General features: G+C 62.6%; 15 protein-coding genes and 3 tRNA genes. 14 read left to right on the top strand and 4 right to left on the bottom strand.

Annotated features, from left to right (window positions below; translation table 11 throughout):
• Nucleotides 1-97 precede the first annotated feature (97 nt).
• On the top strand, nucleotides 98-1,255 hold the full coding sequence (locus tag AC1RQG_RS16070; RefSeq protein ID WP_493133020.1) for a hypothetical protein: 1,158 nt from the start codon (nucleotides 98-100) through the stop codon (nucleotides 1,253-1,255).
• 31 nt (nucleotides 1,256-1,286) lie between these two features.
• On the opposite strand, the gene AC1RQG_RS16065 is transcribed toward AC1RQG_RS16070, so the two are convergent.
• Complete coding sequence (locus AC1RQG_RS16065; protein WP_493133019.1) at nucleotides 1,287-2,024, bottom strand: hypothetical protein; 738 nt, start codon at nucleotides 2,022-2,024, stop codon at nucleotides 1,287-1,289.
• A 276-nt stretch (nucleotides 2,025-2,300) separates the two neighbouring features.
• Between AC1RQG_RS16065 and AC1RQG_RS16060 the strand changes: the two genes are divergently transcribed.
• The 3 genes from AC1RQG_RS16060 (at nucleotide 2,301) to AC1RQG_RS16050 (ending at nucleotide 3,302) form a co-directional block, all read left to right on the top strand.
• Nucleotides 2,301-2,915: a choice-of-anchor C family protein gene (locus AC1RQG_RS16060; protein WP_493133018.1), complete on the top strand. Its 615-nt coding sequence runs from the start codon at nucleotides 2,301-2,303 to the stop codon at nucleotides 2,913-2,915.
• 114 nt (nucleotides 2,916-3,029) lie between these two features.
• A tRNA-Asn gene (locus tag AC1RQG_RS16055) sits at nucleotides 3,030-3,105 on the top strand.
• Between the two features lie 121 nt (nucleotides 3,106-3,226).
• Nucleotides 3,227-3,302 (top strand) — tRNA-Asn (locus tag AC1RQG_RS16050).
• Between the two features lie 172 nt (nucleotides 3,303-3,474).
• Here AC1RQG_RS16050 and AC1RQG_RS16045 read toward each other — a convergent pair.
• Nucleotides 3,475-3,804, bottom strand: a complete 330-nt coding sequence (locus AC1RQG_RS16045) for a DUF2322 family protein (protein WP_493133017.1) — start codon at nucleotides 3,802-3,804, stop codon at nucleotides 3,475-3,477.
• A gap of 292 nt (nucleotides 3,805-4,096) precedes the next feature.
• On the opposite strand from AC1RQG_RS16045, the gene AC1RQG_RS16040 reads away from it, so the two are divergent.
• From AC1RQG_RS16040 to AC1RQG_RS16030, 3 genes are all read left to right on the top strand, one after another.
• Complete coding sequence (locus tag AC1RQG_RS16040; RefSeq protein ID WP_493133016.1) at nucleotides 4,097-4,300, top strand: hypothetical protein; 204 nt, start codon at nucleotides 4,097-4,099, stop codon at nucleotides 4,298-4,300.
• Nucleotides 4,301-4,319: 19 nt separating this feature from the next.
• Nucleotides 4,320-4,796 carry a DUF4844 domain-containing protein gene (locus AC1RQG_RS16035; RefSeq protein WP_493133015.1) on the top strand — a complete coding sequence of 159 codons (477 nt, stop codon included), beginning with the start codon at nucleotides 4,320-4,322 and terminating at the stop codon, nucleotides 4,794-4,796.
• 81 nt (nucleotides 4,797-4,877) lie between these two features.
• Nucleotides 4,878-5,393: a GNAT family N-acetyltransferase gene (locus tag AC1RQG_RS16030; RefSeq protein WP_493133014.1), complete on the top strand. Its 516-nt coding sequence runs from the start codon at nucleotides 4,878-4,880 to the stop codon at nucleotides 5,391-5,393.
• Between the two features lie 70 nt (nucleotides 5,394-5,463).
• On the opposite strand, the gene AC1RQG_RS16025 is transcribed toward AC1RQG_RS16030, so the two are convergent.
• The gene (locus tag AC1RQG_RS16025) at nucleotides 5,464-6,321 is read right to left on the bottom strand and encodes a substrate-binding periplasmic protein (protein ID WP_493133013.1); all 858 of its coding nucleotides are present in this window, start codon (nucleotides 6,319-6,321) and stop codon (nucleotides 5,464-5,466) included.
• A 315-nt stretch (nucleotides 6,322-6,636) separates the two neighbouring features.
• On the opposite strand from AC1RQG_RS16025, the gene AC1RQG_RS16020 reads away from it, so the two are divergent.
• From AC1RQG_RS16020 to AC1RQG_RS15995, 6 genes are all read left to right on the top strand, one after another.
• A complete protein-coding gene (locus AC1RQG_RS16020; protein WP_493133012.1) occupies nucleotides 6,637-8,616 on the top strand; it encodes a DUF6351 family protein in 1,980 nt (659 codons plus the stop codon).
• A gap of 231 nt (nucleotides 8,617-8,847) precedes the next feature.
• Nucleotides 8,848-9,615 (top strand): substrate-binding periplasmic protein, encoded by a 768-nt coding sequence (locus AC1RQG_RS16015; protein ID WP_493133011.1) that lies wholly within the window; start codon nucleotides 8,848-8,850, stop codon nucleotides 9,613-9,615.
• Nucleotides 9,616-9,997: 382 nt separating this feature from the next.
• A complete protein-coding gene (locus AC1RQG_RS16010) occupies nucleotides 9,998-12,187 on the top strand; it encodes a TonB-dependent receptor (RefSeq protein ID WP_493133010.1) in 2,190 nt (729 codons plus the stop codon).
• 90 nt (nucleotides 12,188-12,277) lie between these two features.
• Nucleotides 12,278-12,353, top strand: a tRNA-Asn gene (locus tag AC1RQG_RS16005).
• Nucleotides 12,354-12,413: 60 nt separating this feature from the next.
• A complete protein-coding gene (locus AC1RQG_RS16000) occupies nucleotides 12,414-12,659 on the top strand; it encodes a hypothetical protein (protein WP_493133009.1) in 246 nt (81 codons plus the stop codon).
• Nucleotides 12,660-12,928: 269 nt separating this feature from the next.
• A complete protein-coding gene (locus AC1RQG_RS15995; RefSeq protein ID WP_493133008.1) occupies nucleotides 12,929-13,618 on the top strand; it encodes a DUF3334 family protein in 690 nt (229 codons plus the stop codon).
• Between the two features lie 75 nt (nucleotides 13,619-13,693).
• On the opposite strand, the gene AC1RQG_RS15990 is transcribed toward AC1RQG_RS15995, so the two are convergent.
• A complete protein-coding gene (locus tag AC1RQG_RS15990; protein WP_493133007.1) occupies nucleotides 13,694-14,443 on the bottom strand; it encodes a hypothetical protein in 750 nt (249 codons plus the stop codon).
• A gap of 158 nt (nucleotides 14,444-14,601) precedes the next feature.
• Between AC1RQG_RS15990 and AC1RQG_RS15985 the strand changes: the two genes are divergently transcribed.
• Nucleotides 14,602-15,441: a M15 family metallopeptidase gene (locus AC1RQG_RS15985; protein ID WP_493133006.1), complete on the top strand. Its 840-nt coding sequence runs from the start codon at nucleotides 14,602-14,604 to the stop codon at nucleotides 15,439-15,441.
• Nucleotides 15,442-15,463 lie beyond the last annotated feature (22 nt).

Raw genomic sequence — 15,463 nt, 5'->3', positions numbered from 1 at the left:
TTCATCGGTTGGGCTTTTTGCTTTGCGCGGACGGAACGGATACTATCGCGGTTGTGGTTATTGTTATCACAACGTTCATCCTTTTCCTGAGTGCGCCTTGGATACTGATTCCCGCCTGTCAGCAGTTCGCCATTTGCCGTTGCCGAATGAAGCGCGCGTCCACGACGAGGAGCGGCAGGCCGCGTTGACGGCTCGCTATCTGTCGCCCGCGTTGCCGGAACTGGAAGCCTTCTTTTTCGCCGTGCGGACGCAGGTGGATGCGTCGCTGGCGCGCCAGCAGCCCGTCAAGCTGGGCAAGGCCTATCCGCTTGGGCAGTGCCTGGAAATCTCGCTGGCCGTGCAGCAGCGATTGCAGGACCTGCGTGCCGGGGAATGGACGACCGGCGCCGCCGCCGCCGGGTATGCGGCGTTCGCCGCCTTTCGCAAGGCGGGTGGCGTATTCCGCCAGGTGTGGGGCGATTTGCGGGGAGAGTTCTTCCAGAACGCGTTTCAGTTGGGAACCCTGTATCTGGATGTCTCCAACGACACCGTGACGCCCACCAAGCCCAAGGTGGAAATCCTGCCGTTCGCCGAGGCCCGCTTCATCCCCATCGCCGATTTCCGCCACTTCGCGCGGATCGCGGCGCGCTACTGGCAACACCGCATTTATCCCAATCACGTGTTGCCGGAACTGGCGCCATACTGCCCGCTCGTCCACGTGATGCCGGACAGCCAGATCATGGTGTGCGAAGGCACGCAATACATGGTGTCGCTGGCGCAAGCTGGCGGCTTCGCGCCCAGCGAGGCCGTATTGACGGATGCGCCCATGCCTGACGACGTGTTTCAGCGCGTCAGGGCGGCGCTGGCGGGATCCGCGTGGCCGCTGGCATCGGCGCCCGATCAGGGACGTGCCATGGCGTTGCGCACATGCCGTGCGCTGCGTCGCCAGCGCGGACACGCATCGGCGCAGCGGATCGAGGAAGCCATCAGGATAACTCGTGAGATTAACCGCAGGCTGGGTCAGGCCGCGCGCCGACACCCGCAACATAGCACCTATCAGGAGCCAGGTAACGTCATGAACCATGTTGAAAAAGTCCAGATCGACGGCAGAGAATACATTCTGAGCGAGTTATCGGAGGAGGCGCGCCAGCAGTTGAACATGGTGCGCCTGGCCGACCTCCGGCTGGCGGACCTGCAGCGCGATCTGGCCATCACCCAGACCGCGCGCAGCGCCTATGTTGCAGCCCTGGCGAAGCTACTGCCGGCGCCAAGGTAGCCGCGTCTGACGGACGCGGCGCGCTGTCGCTTTATTTCGCGTCCAGCGTGACGGTGACGCCGTTGTAGATCTGGGTGATTTGCGCGCGGGTGAGCTTGGGCACGCCCGCCGCCGAGATCGTGTACGTCGTGCTGTAGCTGCTTTGCGGCGTGGTGGTCAGACCATAGTCGGTGGTCACCATCTGGAAATTCAGGCTATTGGCATCGCTACCCGGGGTCGTGACATAGGTCAGCTTCTGCACGTTGATCAAGGTTTGCTTGCTGCTATCGGCGTAGCAATTAAACGTGGCGATAGCGCCAGTCTGGCCAGCGGTGGCCATTGCGGGGTAGGTGGGTGTGCCGGTGGCCACGCAGTAGTCGTCCGACGAACGTTCCCCGATCGGCGCGTATTGTGCATTGACAATCAAGGCACCGGTGACCGCGATCGGTTGGGAGATGCCGTTGGCCGAGATAGTGGCGCTCAGGCTCTCGGTCGATTGCATCGCCGCCGCCCCCTCGAAGGTCGTGTTGGACGCGATCCCCAGCGCGTAGCTCAGCGTGCCGCTGATTTGAGCGCTGCTCGCGCCATTGGCGGCGGTGCCTGTGATGGACAGATTGGCTTGCATGCCATGCGTAAACGCGTAGGCCAGCGCTTGCTGGACCGGGAAGCTGGTGGTGATGGTCGTGGCGTCGGTGGTCGTGCCGGCCGAGCCGCCGCCACCGCAAGCCGATAAAGACGCCGCCAGCATGGCGGCGACGGCGAGCGGTGTCATCTTTTTCGTAAATCTCATCGTGTGTTTTCCCTGTTGGATGTAAAACCCGCGCGATCGCGGTTGATCACTGCTGTGATGCAAGTAAGTGCGCTGCGATGTTATCCGTTTGATCATGCGTGAAATCTATTCAATTGTTGCCTGGCTGGGGAGGGCGGTGCCCGGCTGTGTCCGGGACACTTCCGCTGCGCGCGTGTTCGGTTGTCGGGAAAGCACGACGGGTGCTAAATTGACATGTATTGAATCCGTGCTAATGATGTAAAATTGCAATTATTAAATTTCTTGAGGAATATCAATATGCAAAAATTAAAGGCAGCCCTCGCCGTTGCAGCGTTTGCCGTTGTGGCGCCGATGGCCCACGCAGCAGACATCGTCAATGGTGGTTTCGAGAGCAGCAATTTCTCGGGTCTTTTCCGGACCTACTTTGCCGGCGGCAACCTCGGAGGATGGACGGTTGACAGTGGCAGCGTCGATCTGGTCAACACCTACTGGCAGCCAGCCGCCGGCCATTACAGCCTGGACCTGAACGGCAGCTCGACCGGCGTGATCTCGCAATCGTTCGCCACCGTCGTCGGCCAGACCTACAATGTCAGTTTCGACCTGGCCGGCAACCCCGAGGGCGGCGGTGCGGTGAAGTACCTCACGGCCGGCGTGACGGGTGGCCATGCGTTCACCTTCGATACGACCGGCAATTCGCGCGCCGCCATGGGCTGGACGACGCAAGGTTTCAGCTTCGTGGCGGATGCGACCACCAGCACCTTGCGTTTCGCCGGCGACAGCCGCAATTCGTACTTCGGCGCCGCGCTGGACAACATCTCGGTCATGGCTGCGGTACCTGAGCCTGAAACATACGGCATGCTGATCGCAGGTCTGGCGTTGCTGGGTGTGGTCGCCCGTCGTAAGCGCAAGTAAGCGCAAGAAAGCTCAAGTAAGCGAGCGCCCGGTCCGGTTTGCCGGCTGCGCGACGAAAAATGCGCGCAGCCTCTGGTCAATTCGGATTGACCCAGATATAATCCGGGCCTCAATTCCCTGATAGCTCAGTCGGTAGAGCGACGGACTGTTAATCCGCAGGTCCCTGGTTCGAGTCCAGGTCGGGGAGCCAGAATTTCCAAGTGAAAGCCCAGTCCTCGCCGGTTGGGCTTTCGCTTTTCAGCAGTGGGCAGCGCTGCTGGAGTTTTAGTTTGACAATACGGTCGTTCAGCGTTAAAGTTTCGACCCTCAATTCCCTGATAGCTCAGTCGGTAGAGCGACGGACTGTTAATCCGCAGGTCCCTGGTTCGAGTCCAGGTCGGGGAGCCAGAATTCAGCAGTATGCCAAGAACCCAGCCCTAACCCGGTTGGGTTTTTGCGTTTATGGGCCGGCTTTGTGACTTCGGTTGGCTGCAATGCAGATACAACCAGACGGGCAACCGTTACCCGATCAGGTTCGGTAGCCGGCAGCCGGGTATAGACGCCAGCTGCCAGGCAGAAATTACAGGCCTTTCACCTGCAGGGTTTGATCTGGGGTTTTGATGCTGAACAGACGGTCAATGTTGGGATGTTTCCCTGGGTTGGCGCGGGCATCCTGCGTGTGTTCTGCATACATCTTCAGGCCCAGTTCCGCCGCTTCGGGGGTAATGGCGCCGAACTTTTCTGCCAGCCAGCCATAAACGCGGAGCGAGCCCGCCTGGCCTGGCTTATTTTCGATCTTTGCTATTGGCGCGCCTGACTGGTCGACCAACTCGATTGCCGCCACCGTATCCATGACGGGCAGTTGGGCCAGATTGTCTGAAAATTTATCGCTGAAGTTTTGTAGTTGCATAGGTACTCTTGCAAGTTTTTATGTGGTTAAAACGGTATTTTGTCATAGGTGGCGTTTTGTCGGCGATGGACAGACTGTGGCATGCCGAATTTGAAGGGCCATGTCGCAGGGTGCGGCCGTTTTTGTATGTCAGGCAGGGATGCCCACTTCATTGGATTCAAGAGGCCTTGCGTTTGCGAGCAAGGCCTTTTTCTATGACGCTGGCGCTTTCGCTCTTGCCCAAACGGACGCAATCTGGCATGTTAACAATTTAAAAATGTTGAATTGAAGTTCATTTTAAGTTGACCTCGCCATGAAATTGTTTAAGCGCTGGATGCCCGACTTTCTTCTCGCATTTATCTGTAGCTGTCTTGGCGGCCTGATTTATTCGATCTTTGCCGGCAGGGAGTACAACTATGCTTTCAATGCGATGATGGGCGTCATCATGGGTGTGGTTGTGTGCGCCATGCGGCGGCGTGAACGGCGATTGCCTAAGTCCGTGCGCCGGCCACTTTAACGTTGATGCGAAACGAGCGATGTCTAAGATTCTGAAGATTATTGTCGCCTTCGTCGGTGCGGCTGCCCTGGTGATCGCCTGTGGTATTTCCGGACTCTCGTTCTACTTGTGGCCGACTTTCGTGGGCGACGAGGCGCTTGCGGTGACGCCGCAGGCGATGGCGGCGCTCACGCGAATTCGCGGAGAACGGAAGTTCCTGGCGGATCAATCGGAATTCTACGTTGGCGCACCCAATGAGGCTGTGCGATTATCTGCGCAGCGTTCGGTTGACGGACTGTTGGATGCATTGCTCGGGGAATTGCCGGCTAACCCGAGGCGCTCCATGGTTCTCGCCCAGTTCAAAAACGCAATGGCATCGTTTCCGGTTTCGGAATCTGAGGAGCGCGATCAATTCCTGGTCTACTTGCAACGCATTATGAAAGTGCTTGGGATGCGAAGCTCTGGCGAATTACTCAACGTCTGGCGCTACGGTTTCCCCTATGGTTGGTTATTCTAAATCCCATCAAACACGCCGTCGGATGTGCCAAGGCGCGCCAATTATTTTTGAACTTCAGATTTGCCGGGAGAGCATGACATCATGAACCAAGCACTGGAAACCGAGCGCCTGTTACTCCGGCGCTTTACCCATAACGACGTCGCGGCATTCTACGAGCTGGGCACCAATCCGGAAATCGTGCGTTACGTGGGAAATCAACCGTTTGAATCCATTTCCGCTGCGGCGGCTGCACTTGAGGCGGCGCCGCTCCGCGATTATGACGTCCATGGTTATGGCCGACTGGCATGCGTGCTGAAGACGACCGGGAAAGTCATCGGATTCAGCGGCGTTAAGTTTATCGAGGAATTAGACGAGTCGGAGCTTGGGTATCGCTTCCTTCCTGAATACTGGGGGCAGGGCTTCGCCACGGAAGCTGGCTTGATCTCGATCGGGTACGCGCGCTCCGTTTTGAGGCTGCGCCGGCTCATCGGGCTGGTGCATCCGGAGAACGTGTCTTCGGTTGGCGTGCTGCGTAAGCTTGGCTTTGCGCAGCAAGGACAGGTCCCCTTCGCATTGTTCGGCGACCTGAAGGCAGAACTCTACGCGAAGCACATCTGATTTGCCGGCTCAAGCGGACGGCGGACACGCGCGCCCAGCTTGTGCGCGGGTGTGGCTCCACGGGCGCGATTCAGGGCGTTTCGCTCCACCATTCGCTGAGTTTCCTGCACTGCTGCGGCGCCTGCGCCGGCCGGAACTGGCAGTCGAGTGTGATGAAGAAGTCGCGCGAGATGCCGTAATCGCGCTGGTAGCGTCCCAAGATACGGTCGATCTCCCCCGTGGCATACAGTTGCGCGATGCCTTGCTCGAACGCGGTGCGCTGCGCCTCGGTGCGGAACCGCAGCCAGTAAAACCTGCCGTGACCCAGTACGTCGTGAAATGCCAGTTCCGCTTCGGCATGGGCTTTGTGCGGCAGTTGCTGCTTGAGGTAGTACCGGAAGACGTCGGGTTGCGAGATGATCACGTCTGTGCGGCCGAGGAACAGCGCGCCTGATGGCATGGTCACCGCTTCCCGATATTGCGGATGGTCGGCCACTGCGGCCGCATACGCGGGTCCGAGCACGTCACGCGCGTTGCGGAATGCGGTCACGCGGTATTTTTTCAACTCTTCCACGCTGGACAACACGGGGATCTTGCCACGCAAGGTGATCGCCTCGTTGTGAAAGTATGAAACCGGCCACCGGCTCAGGTAGCCATTCTGCGCCCGCTGTTCCGTGGTGGCCGTGTTGACGTCGAATACACCCTGGCGAAACAGGTCTTCGAAGCCGGCGTTGGGCAAATAGATGAATTCGGCGGTGACCTGTTGCGATGCGTAGGCGGCGCGCAGCACGTCCACGAACAGGCCGCTCGCATGATCCGGCAGCACGAAGGGGGCGATCGCGCTTTGCAGTCCGATCTTGACGGCGGTGGGGCCGGCATCGGCCGGCACTGGTTGGGCAGCGGCACTTGCGGTGGCCATTGCGGCAAATACAACGGCGGTGAACCTCATCGGCGCCCCCCAGTCCAGTTTCCTATCTTCATTATAGTCTCGGTGATGCGGCACCTCGTGCGCTTGGCGGGCCGGCGCGAACAGAAACGACAGCCCGTGGTCTCACGGCAGATAGAAATACTCTTTTGGAATCAACGCGCACGGCATGACACCGACCCGCGCGTGTTGCAGCCGTGCTACGCACGCCGGCGCCACGACCGATATTGCAGGTCAGGCAACACTTCGCGCTATACTGGTGGCAAGCCCGGCGTCTGCGACTGCCATTGTTCCTGGCGCCGCGCATGCCCATGATCGCAGTGCGCCACGGAGTGTGCCATGCAACCCTGGAATTGGTGGATCGCGTCCTTGTTCCTGGCGGCCTCATGCCAGGCGGCGCCCGATGACGCGCCGGCGCAGCAATTCCCCTTCATCTGCCGGGCCCAGGAAGCGGGCCTGGGCCAGCCCATCGTCGACAGCTTCGATGCCTCGGCCCATCCGGTGCTCGACAGCGCCAGCCACCAGCCGTTCGGCTACAGCCGGCAGTGCGCCATCACGCCGCGCATCGTCTATTTCTACTACACCGGCAGCGCGTTCAAACCATTCGCGCCGGCCACCGATTACGCGCACCCGCCGGCCGACATGCGCCGCGCCCGGTACGGCGGGGCCAGTGTGCCGTTCGTGGTGCGGGTGGAGGTGGGCACCATCAACCGCTTTTTCTACACCATCGCCATGCTGGCGCCGGGACCCGAGCCGGCGCCGGCGGCCTGGAACCACAAGCTGTTCTACTGGCTGCGCGGCGGGGTGGGCATAGGCCACCAGCAGGGCTTGCCCATGTGGATCAACGGCGCGCTGAGCCGCTCCGAGCGGCAGTTGCTGCCATCCGTACTGGAGCAGGGCTACGCCGTGCTCAGTTCATCCGGCAACGAGACTGGCGTCCATTACAACATGCGGCTGGCCGGCGACACGGCGCTCAAGGTCAAGCAGCATTTCATCGCCGGCCACGGCCAGCCGCTGTACACGATCGCCATGGGCGGTTCGGGCGGTGCCGTGCAGCAATACCTGTTCGCGCAGAACCTGCCCGGTCTGTTCGATGCGGGCGTGCCCATCCAGTCGTTTCCGGACATGATCACCCAGACCATACCGATCGCCGATTGCCCGCTGCTGGGCCAGTATTTCAAGGATGCCGTGGCGCATGATCCGGCTTCGCCGTGGACGCGCTGGAGCAGCCAGGCGCTGGTGGAGGGCATGCACGCCAGCGACACGGTGCGCAATGCCCTGTCCGGCCAGCCCGGCACGACCGAGTGCATCAATGGCTGGCGGCTGGCGATGCCCACCGTGCTCAATCCGCTGTACCGCGACCATCGATTCGACCTGGGCGCGCATGCCTACGGTTATCCCGACGGCGCGCTCGACAAGGTGAAGTGGACCCACTGGAACGATCTGGCCGACATCTACGGCGTCGATGCGCGCGGTTACGCGCCCATCCCCATCGACAACGTGGGCGTGCAGTACGGCCTGGCCGCGCTGGCGGCCGGCAAGCTCGACGTGGATGAATTCCTGCGCCTCAACGCCTGCGTGGGCGGATGGAAGGAGCAGCCCGATTTCGTGGCCTGGAAAGGCGCGGCCGATCCCTTCGACAGTGCCAACATGCTGCGCGGCGACCATTGCGGCGCGCCGGATGGCGTCCCCGCGCCGCGCCGCGCGGGCAACGTGGACGCCATGCGGCGCGCCTACATTGCCGGCCAGGTGTTCACCGGACAACGGCTGGGCATTCCCATGATCGACCTGCGGCCGTATCTGGAGGCGACGCTGGACATGCATAACGCGCGCCAGTCGTTCGCCACGCGCGCGCGCCTGCGCGCGAACAATCCGGCCGAGGCCGCGCAGCAAGTGATCTGGTTCGTGCGGCCGGAGGCTGACCTGGTGCCCGTGGCGCTGGAGGCCTTGGGCGTGCTCGACCATTACCTGGCCCAACATCGGCCGCCGCCGCTGTTCACCGACCGCTGCATGGACGAGCAGGGCGCCACCATCGCGGCCGGTCCGGCCGTGTGGGATGGTGTGCTCGACCAGCGCCCGCCCGGCGCCTGCACGCAAGCGTTCCCACTTTTTTCCAGTCCGCGCATGGTGGCCGGCGACACGATCCGGGGCGACACCTTCAAGTGCTTCCTCAAGCCCGTGGCCACGGCCCTGGCGGACGGCAGCTATCCGCCCGGCGTGGCATTCTCGGCCGGTCAGCGGGCGTGGCTGGCCCGCATCTTCCCGCAGGGCGTATGCGACTACCGGCGCGGCGATGCGGGACGGCCGCCGGCCTGGTAGCGCGCCGCCGTCCGCGCCGCCGCAAAATGTTGCGTCGCTGTCATATGCATGGCTTGGCGGATAGTTATTACTGTATATTTGCAAAGCGGCCTGCGTCCATGTCCCGCGCGGCGGCACCGCGTTGCGGCCCTGTCCATGCCGATGTTCGCAGTCGTCCTGCCGCCACGCGCCTTGCGTGCCGCGGCCCGGCAGGCGGCGCAGATGACCGATGTGTGCAGGGGAGGGCGGGGAATGTTGAACAGCTGGTGGAGCACGGCCTGGCGCCAGACGCTGGGTGTTCTTCTGATGTGCCTGCCATTGGCGGGCGGCGCCGCCAGCCAGGCGCCGGTGCGGCTAGTGGTGGGCGAGTTGCCGCCGTTCGCCATGGAAGGCGGCGAACGCGGCCCCGGTTCGCTGGTGGAGATCACGCAGGAACTGGCGCAGCGGCTGGGGCTGGCCACGCCGGTCGAATTCTATCCATGGCAACGCGCGTTGAAGATGACCGAAGGCATGTCGCGCGTGGTGGTGCTGCCGCTCACCCGCACTCCCGAGCGCGAGCCGCGATACACGTGGCTGACGCGGCTATACCGTCAGGATTTCGTGTTCGTGTCGCGCCATGGCACGCTGGACTTGCCCAACATCGAAGGATTGAAGGCGCGCCGCATCGCCGTCCTGCGCGGCTCGCCCCACAAGGAGGTGCTGACGGCGGAACACTTCACGGCCGTGTTCGAATGCGCGACCGTGCGCGAATGCATGCGCATGGTGCAGACCGGCTTGGCCGACGCCACCTACGGCGGCGAAGTGATCCACCGCAGCGCGGCCAACCTGGCCGGCGCCTCCGTGTCGGATTTTGACTACAGCGCGCCTTTCCGTTCCGGTGAAATCTGGCTGGCCGGCTCGCTCGATTTTTCCGCCGCCGACATCGCCCAGTGGCAGGCCGCCATGAACGCCATGCGCCATGACGGCAGCTGCGCGCGCATCCTGCGCAAGTACGGCTTGCCGCTCGATACTTGCAAATAAGTCCATATTAATCAATTGCTTAGCCTGTCCCGCCGGGCATCGCCGCGGCGTGCGCCCGATCCGCGTCCGACCCGCCGAATGTTTTGTCCGGACCGCCCCGGACGGCAATTTCTACCAATCGAGGCGCCCCTCGGTATATTGCGCTTGCAATACACGGTATCAATGCCAGACAATACTGCCTTTTTGCAAGTCGGTGCATTCTAGACATCATTGAGATGCGGGCCAGACCTGTCACCGCTCACGAGGCGAAGTGGCGGGCTGTTCCAGGCTCACCGAAAGCGGCACAGCCCGCTAGCGCCGTTCCGACGGTGTCGACAGAAGAGAGAACAGGAGACAACTGTTAGCCACTCTTTGCCTAAATCTACTTAAATCGGGAAATTGAATGATCAAATTGTCCAAGATGCATAAGCGCCTGCTGGCGCTGAGCGCCGTCATGCCCATGGGCGCCGCCGTGGCGCAGACCGCACCGGCCGCCGCCGACGTGCCCCAGCTGGAAACGATTACCGTGACGGCCCAGCGCCGCACCGAAAACATCAAGGATGTGCCGGTGTCCGTGTCGACCCTGAAGGACGAGAAGCTGGACGTGCTGGTCTCCGGCGGCCAGGACATCCGCCTGCTGGCCGGCAAGGTGCCGAGCCTGAACGTGGAATCGTCGAACGGCCGCACCTTCCCGCGCTTCTACATCCGCGGCTATGGCAACACCGACTTCAGCACCTTCGCCTCGCAACCGGTGTCGCTCGTGTATGACGACGTGGTGCAGGAAAACGGCATCCTGAAAGGTTTCCCGATCTTCGACGTGGCCAACGTGGAAGTGCTGCGCGGCCCGCAGGGCACGCTGTTCGGCCGCAACACCCCGGCCGGCGTGGTCAAGTTCGAATCCGAAAAGCCCAACACCAAGGGCATCGAGGGCTATTACAACCTGTCGCTGGCCACCCACAACACGGCCAACGTGGAGGCGGCCGCCAACATTCCGCTGGCTAAGGAATGGGCGATGCGCGTGTCGACCCTGCGCCAGCACCGCGACAACTTCGTGGACAACACCTTCACCGGCCAGAACGACGTGATGGAAGGCTACAACGAGCACGCCGAACGCGTGCAGTTCCTGTACCAGCCCGACACCGCGTTCAACGCCCTGTTCAACGTGCACTCGCGCACCACGGACGGCAGCGCGCGCCTGTTCCGCGCCAACCTGATCAAGAAGGGCACGAACGACTTCGCCGACGGTTACGACTTCACCAAGATCAACACCAACGGCCAGAACATGCAGAGCCTGAGCACCAACGGCGCCAACGCGCGCCTGACGTGGGACCTGGGCGCGGTCAAGCTGTTCTCGATCACCGGCTACGAAGGCGTGGACAACTACTACAGCCGTGGCGACATCGACGGCGGCGCGCCCGGCCAGGTACCGTTCCAGGTTGAAACGGGTGGCGGCCTGACCGACCTCAAGCAATACAGCCAGGAATTCCGCGTCGAATCGAAGAACGCCGGCCCGCTGAACTGGCAGACCGGCCTGTACTACTTCTCGGAAGACGCCAACGGCTACACCAACAACTACAACAGCACCACCGGCGCCCAGACCTCGCACCTGGCCAGCCACCAGAAGAACACGGCGTGGGCGGCCTTCGGTTCCGTCAACTACGCCGTCAGCGACGCCCTCATGCTGCGTGGCGGCCTGCGCTATACGGACGACAAGAAGGACTTCAACACGGTCGACGCGGTCAACGTGGTGCAGATCGGCCCGAACGGGGTGAGCGAGAGCAAGAGCAAGGTCAACTGGGACCTGAGCGGCACCTACAAGATCAACAAGGACGTGAACGCCTACGCACGCGTGGCCACCGGCTTCCGCGCGCCCAGCATCGCCGCCGCCAACAGCTCGGTGCCCATCACCGTGGCCGACGCCGAGACCATCGTCTCGTACGAGGCCGGCATCAAGGCCGACCTGTTCAACCGCCGCGCGCGCGCCAGCGTCAGCGTGTACGACTACGACGTGAAGAACCAGCAGCTGACCGTGGTGGGCGGCAACTCCAACGTCACCAAGCTGGTCAACGCGGCCAAGACCAAGGGCCGTGGCGTGGAAGCCGAATTCGAAGCCTTCGTCACCAGCGACTTCAAGGTCACGGCCGGCGGCAGCTACAACTTCACGGAAATCCGCGATCCTAGCCTGTCGGTGACCAAGAACCCGTGGAGCACGGTGCTGAACCCGATCAACGCCGCTGGCCGCGTCGTCATCGACGGCAACCCGCTGCCGCAGGCGCCGAAGTGGACCTTCAACGCCACGGCCAAGTACAACTGGGCGCTGGAGAACGGCAACCTGTTCGTGCTGACGGACTGGTCGTATCGCAGCAAGATCAACTTCTTCCTGTATGAAGCGACCGAATTCACGGGCAAGGCCATGCTGGAAGGCGGCCTGCGCGTCGGTTACAACTGGGATGGCGGCAAGTATGAAGTGGCAGCGTTCGGCCGCAACATCACCAACACCCAGCGCATCATCGGCGCCATCGACTTCAACAACCTGACCGGCATGGTCAACGAGCCACGCCAGTTCGGCGTGCAGTTCAAGGGCAATTTCTAAGCCCGGGACGACGGGCTGACGGCGGGCGGTGAAAATTTTCCACCGCCTTCTGGACAGCCCGGCATTGGCTGTATATAATTCGGCCTCTTTTCCCTGATAGCTCAGTCGGTAGAGCGACGGACTGTTAATCCGCAGGTCCCTGGTTCGAGTCCAGGTCGGGGAGCCAGAATTTTCAAGCATCGAGCCCAGCCTTTCGCGGTTGGGCTTTTTGCATTCAGGGGCGCACATGGAAAACAACGATCAGCGGTATCTGGTTCAGCAGAACAAAATCAGCGACAGCAACAAGCCGCCCGTCTTCGCCAAGGTCATGCGCAGCAAGGAAGGCGTGTTCGAGGGCGTTTCCTTTATCAAGAACAAGGAAAAGGCGACCGTGATGACCATTGCGGAGGCGAACGAAGCCATCGCCTGGGCCACCAAGAAGAAAAGCGGCGCAAACGAATACGCGACCAAGATCATTTGCGTCGGGCAATAGCGCGACAGCAAGTCCCTCCCGCCACCAGCGTCGGGCTTCCGGTTGTTAAATCCCTTCATTTGCTGCGCGCAAACAGCTTATTTGCCGATAATTCCCACGGAAGCGTCAAATCCGGTGGACGAAAAAGTTGCATTTCAGTATTCTCTTGGTATCTGGGTGGGCCGTGCTGGCCATGCGCCGCGTGCGCCTGCTGAGCGAGGTGACATTGTTTCGCCTGGCGCTGGCGGATAGCGCATAATGCTCAAACAATAATGGAAGGGGCTTAGGCCATGGAAGAAACTAAAATCGTTTACGGTACGGAAGATTTGCTGACCAGTCTGTGCAACTCGGTCACGCGTGTGCTGGGCATCGCCACGCAGACCAAGGTGCATTATTCGGCCATGGTGCAACGGATCACCAAAGTTGGCCTGAAACCGGACATCGGCTGCTTCGTGCTGTTCGATGGCGGCTTCACGGGGCTGGTCGTGCTGAACTTCGCGGCCGAGACGGCGATGGAGATCTATTCGCGCTACATGCTGCACATGGGCATGCCCAAGTCGGAACTGGCCAGCTCGCACACGTCGGACGAGGTGGCCAATATCCTGGGCGAACTGATGAACCAGATCGTGGGCGACTTCACCGGCAAGGTGCGGCGTGAATTGCAGACCAATATCACCCAGAACCAGCCGAAGATGCTGGTGCTGAACAAGCAGGTCATGCTGAGCGTCGACACGCCGCTGGACCGGCCGGAAATGCGCCGCGTCTCGTTCTACACGGAAAAGAGCAACGTGTTCTACCTGGAACTGGCGATCGACCGCACGGAATTTGTCCGCCTGTACGAGTTCGACGCGAACGAGACGCCCGATCCGGATGCGTTGCTGGCGTTCGAGCAGGAGAACCAGAATCAAGCGGCCGAATCGGCTCCCGCGTCCTCTGCGGACGAGGACAATGATGAATTGCTGAAATCGCTGGGCATGTAAGCCGGCGCAGCAGCGTTACCGACGAGGCCCGCGAGCGATCGCGGGCCTCTTTCGTTTGGGGCGGGGCGGGCGGGCTCAACGACTGGGCGTGCGGCACACCGCTTCGTTTTCCCAGCGGCCCGAGCAGATGCGCGAGCGGCACAGCATGCCTTCGATCAGGCCCAGTTGCTTGCAGCGGCGCAGCAGTTCGGCCGTGGTGTCGCTGTCGCCGCGCTCGACCACGTCACGGTTGGGCTGGGCGATGACGGTGGCCGGTTGGCTGGCGTGGGCCACCAGCGCCGTCAGCAAGGTCACGTCCGTGTCCGCCAGCGGCGCGGCGGGGATGCCGGTGTTCATTTTGGCGTTGCGCGGCCCGGATGGACGGGCCGTCGCCACGACCTCGCGCGTGGTCCCGGGCGCGGCTTTGCGCGGGATGGGGCCGGACGCGACGGCGGCCTTCGTTGTGGCTGCGGTCTGCGCGACCGTCGTGCGCGGCTGATCGGCCCGCCGCACGATTTCCACCTGGACCGGCGCGGCCCTGTCGTCGATGATGGCGGCCGCCTCGTTGGACGTGGTGGGCGCCATCACCACATGGGCCAGTCGTGGCCCGACCGTTGCGGGCGCCGCGGCGCGCGGCGCGATCCCGTCTGGCGACGGGGACGTCGATGCGGACCGATGGACGGTCCACGCCAGCGCCGTCGTCGTCAACAACAGCACGCACAAGCCCGTGGTCCAGCCATTGAGCTTCCACGGCGGCACGCGCTGCTGCTCCAGCGTGAGGGCGCCATGTTCCAGGCTGGCCAGGATGCGCCATGCGCCTTCGCGCGCCGGGCGCCTGGCCGCCAACAACGTCGGTCTGTTCTGCCTCTCCAAAATTCCACCCCCGAATTTGATCTAGCGTTCGATGAAGTTTTCTGGGCGGCTTACGATGGGGCGATCCCGGCGTGCATGGCCGCAAGCTAGTGTCCAATCTGCGCCTGCCGCCCGTATTGATGGAGCGCACGATGTTACTTCTTTCCATGCTGATCTTCTTCCTGCTGCTCTGCGGCGGGGCCTGGTTGTCGTTGTTCCCGTCAGGCCGCGATCTGGTGCGGCAGTCGCTGACCTTGATGGGGCGGTGGACGGGGCGCCACGCGCGTCAAGTGGGCAGGCGCGGCACGCAAGGCGCCGGCGCGCTGGCGGACGGCGCCGGCTCCGCGCTGCGCTCGGGTGGCGGACTGCTGCGCCGCCATTATTTGACGGCGCTGGCGGCGTCGGTGCTGCTGGCGGTGCCGCCCTTGCTGGCCTGGCTGGTCAGCGGACGCGGCATGCTCGGGGGCTTCGACGGCGGCGGCGCCGAGGTCAACGCGCAAGTGGCGGCGCTGCTGCAAGGCGAGCAGCTGGCGCCGCCCGCGCCGCTGCCGCCCGTCACCTTCACCACGGCCGAGGTGACGCAGGTGCGGCCCATGCTCGACAGCGCCAACCGCAACTGGCGCCTGCTCGACGCCGAGTTCGCCCAACGCTTGCTGATGGTGTTCAAGATCATGCGCGAGCGCTACGGCTACGACATGGCCATCCTCGAAGGCTACCGCAGCCCGGCGCGGCAGAACCAGCTGGCCGCCGCCGGTCCCGCCGTGACCAACGCCAAGGCGTTCCAGAGTTATCACCAGTTCGGTCTGGCGGCCGATTGCGCCTTCCTGCGCGACGGCAAGCTGCGCATCTCCGAGCAAGACCCGTGGGCCATGCGCGGCTATCGCTTGTACGGCGAAGTGGCCGAATCGGTGGGCCTGCATTGGGGCGGACGGTGGACCATGATGGACCTCGGCCATACGGAATTGCGGGTGCCCGGCACGGTGCACAAATAGCGTGGCGCGGCGGGAACGTTGT

The organism is Rugamonas sp. GW822-FHT03B10 (genome assembly GCF_058801745.1).
Note: the sequence above shows the minus strand (reverse complement) of the source record. Positions and strands in the feature narration are given on the sequence as shown.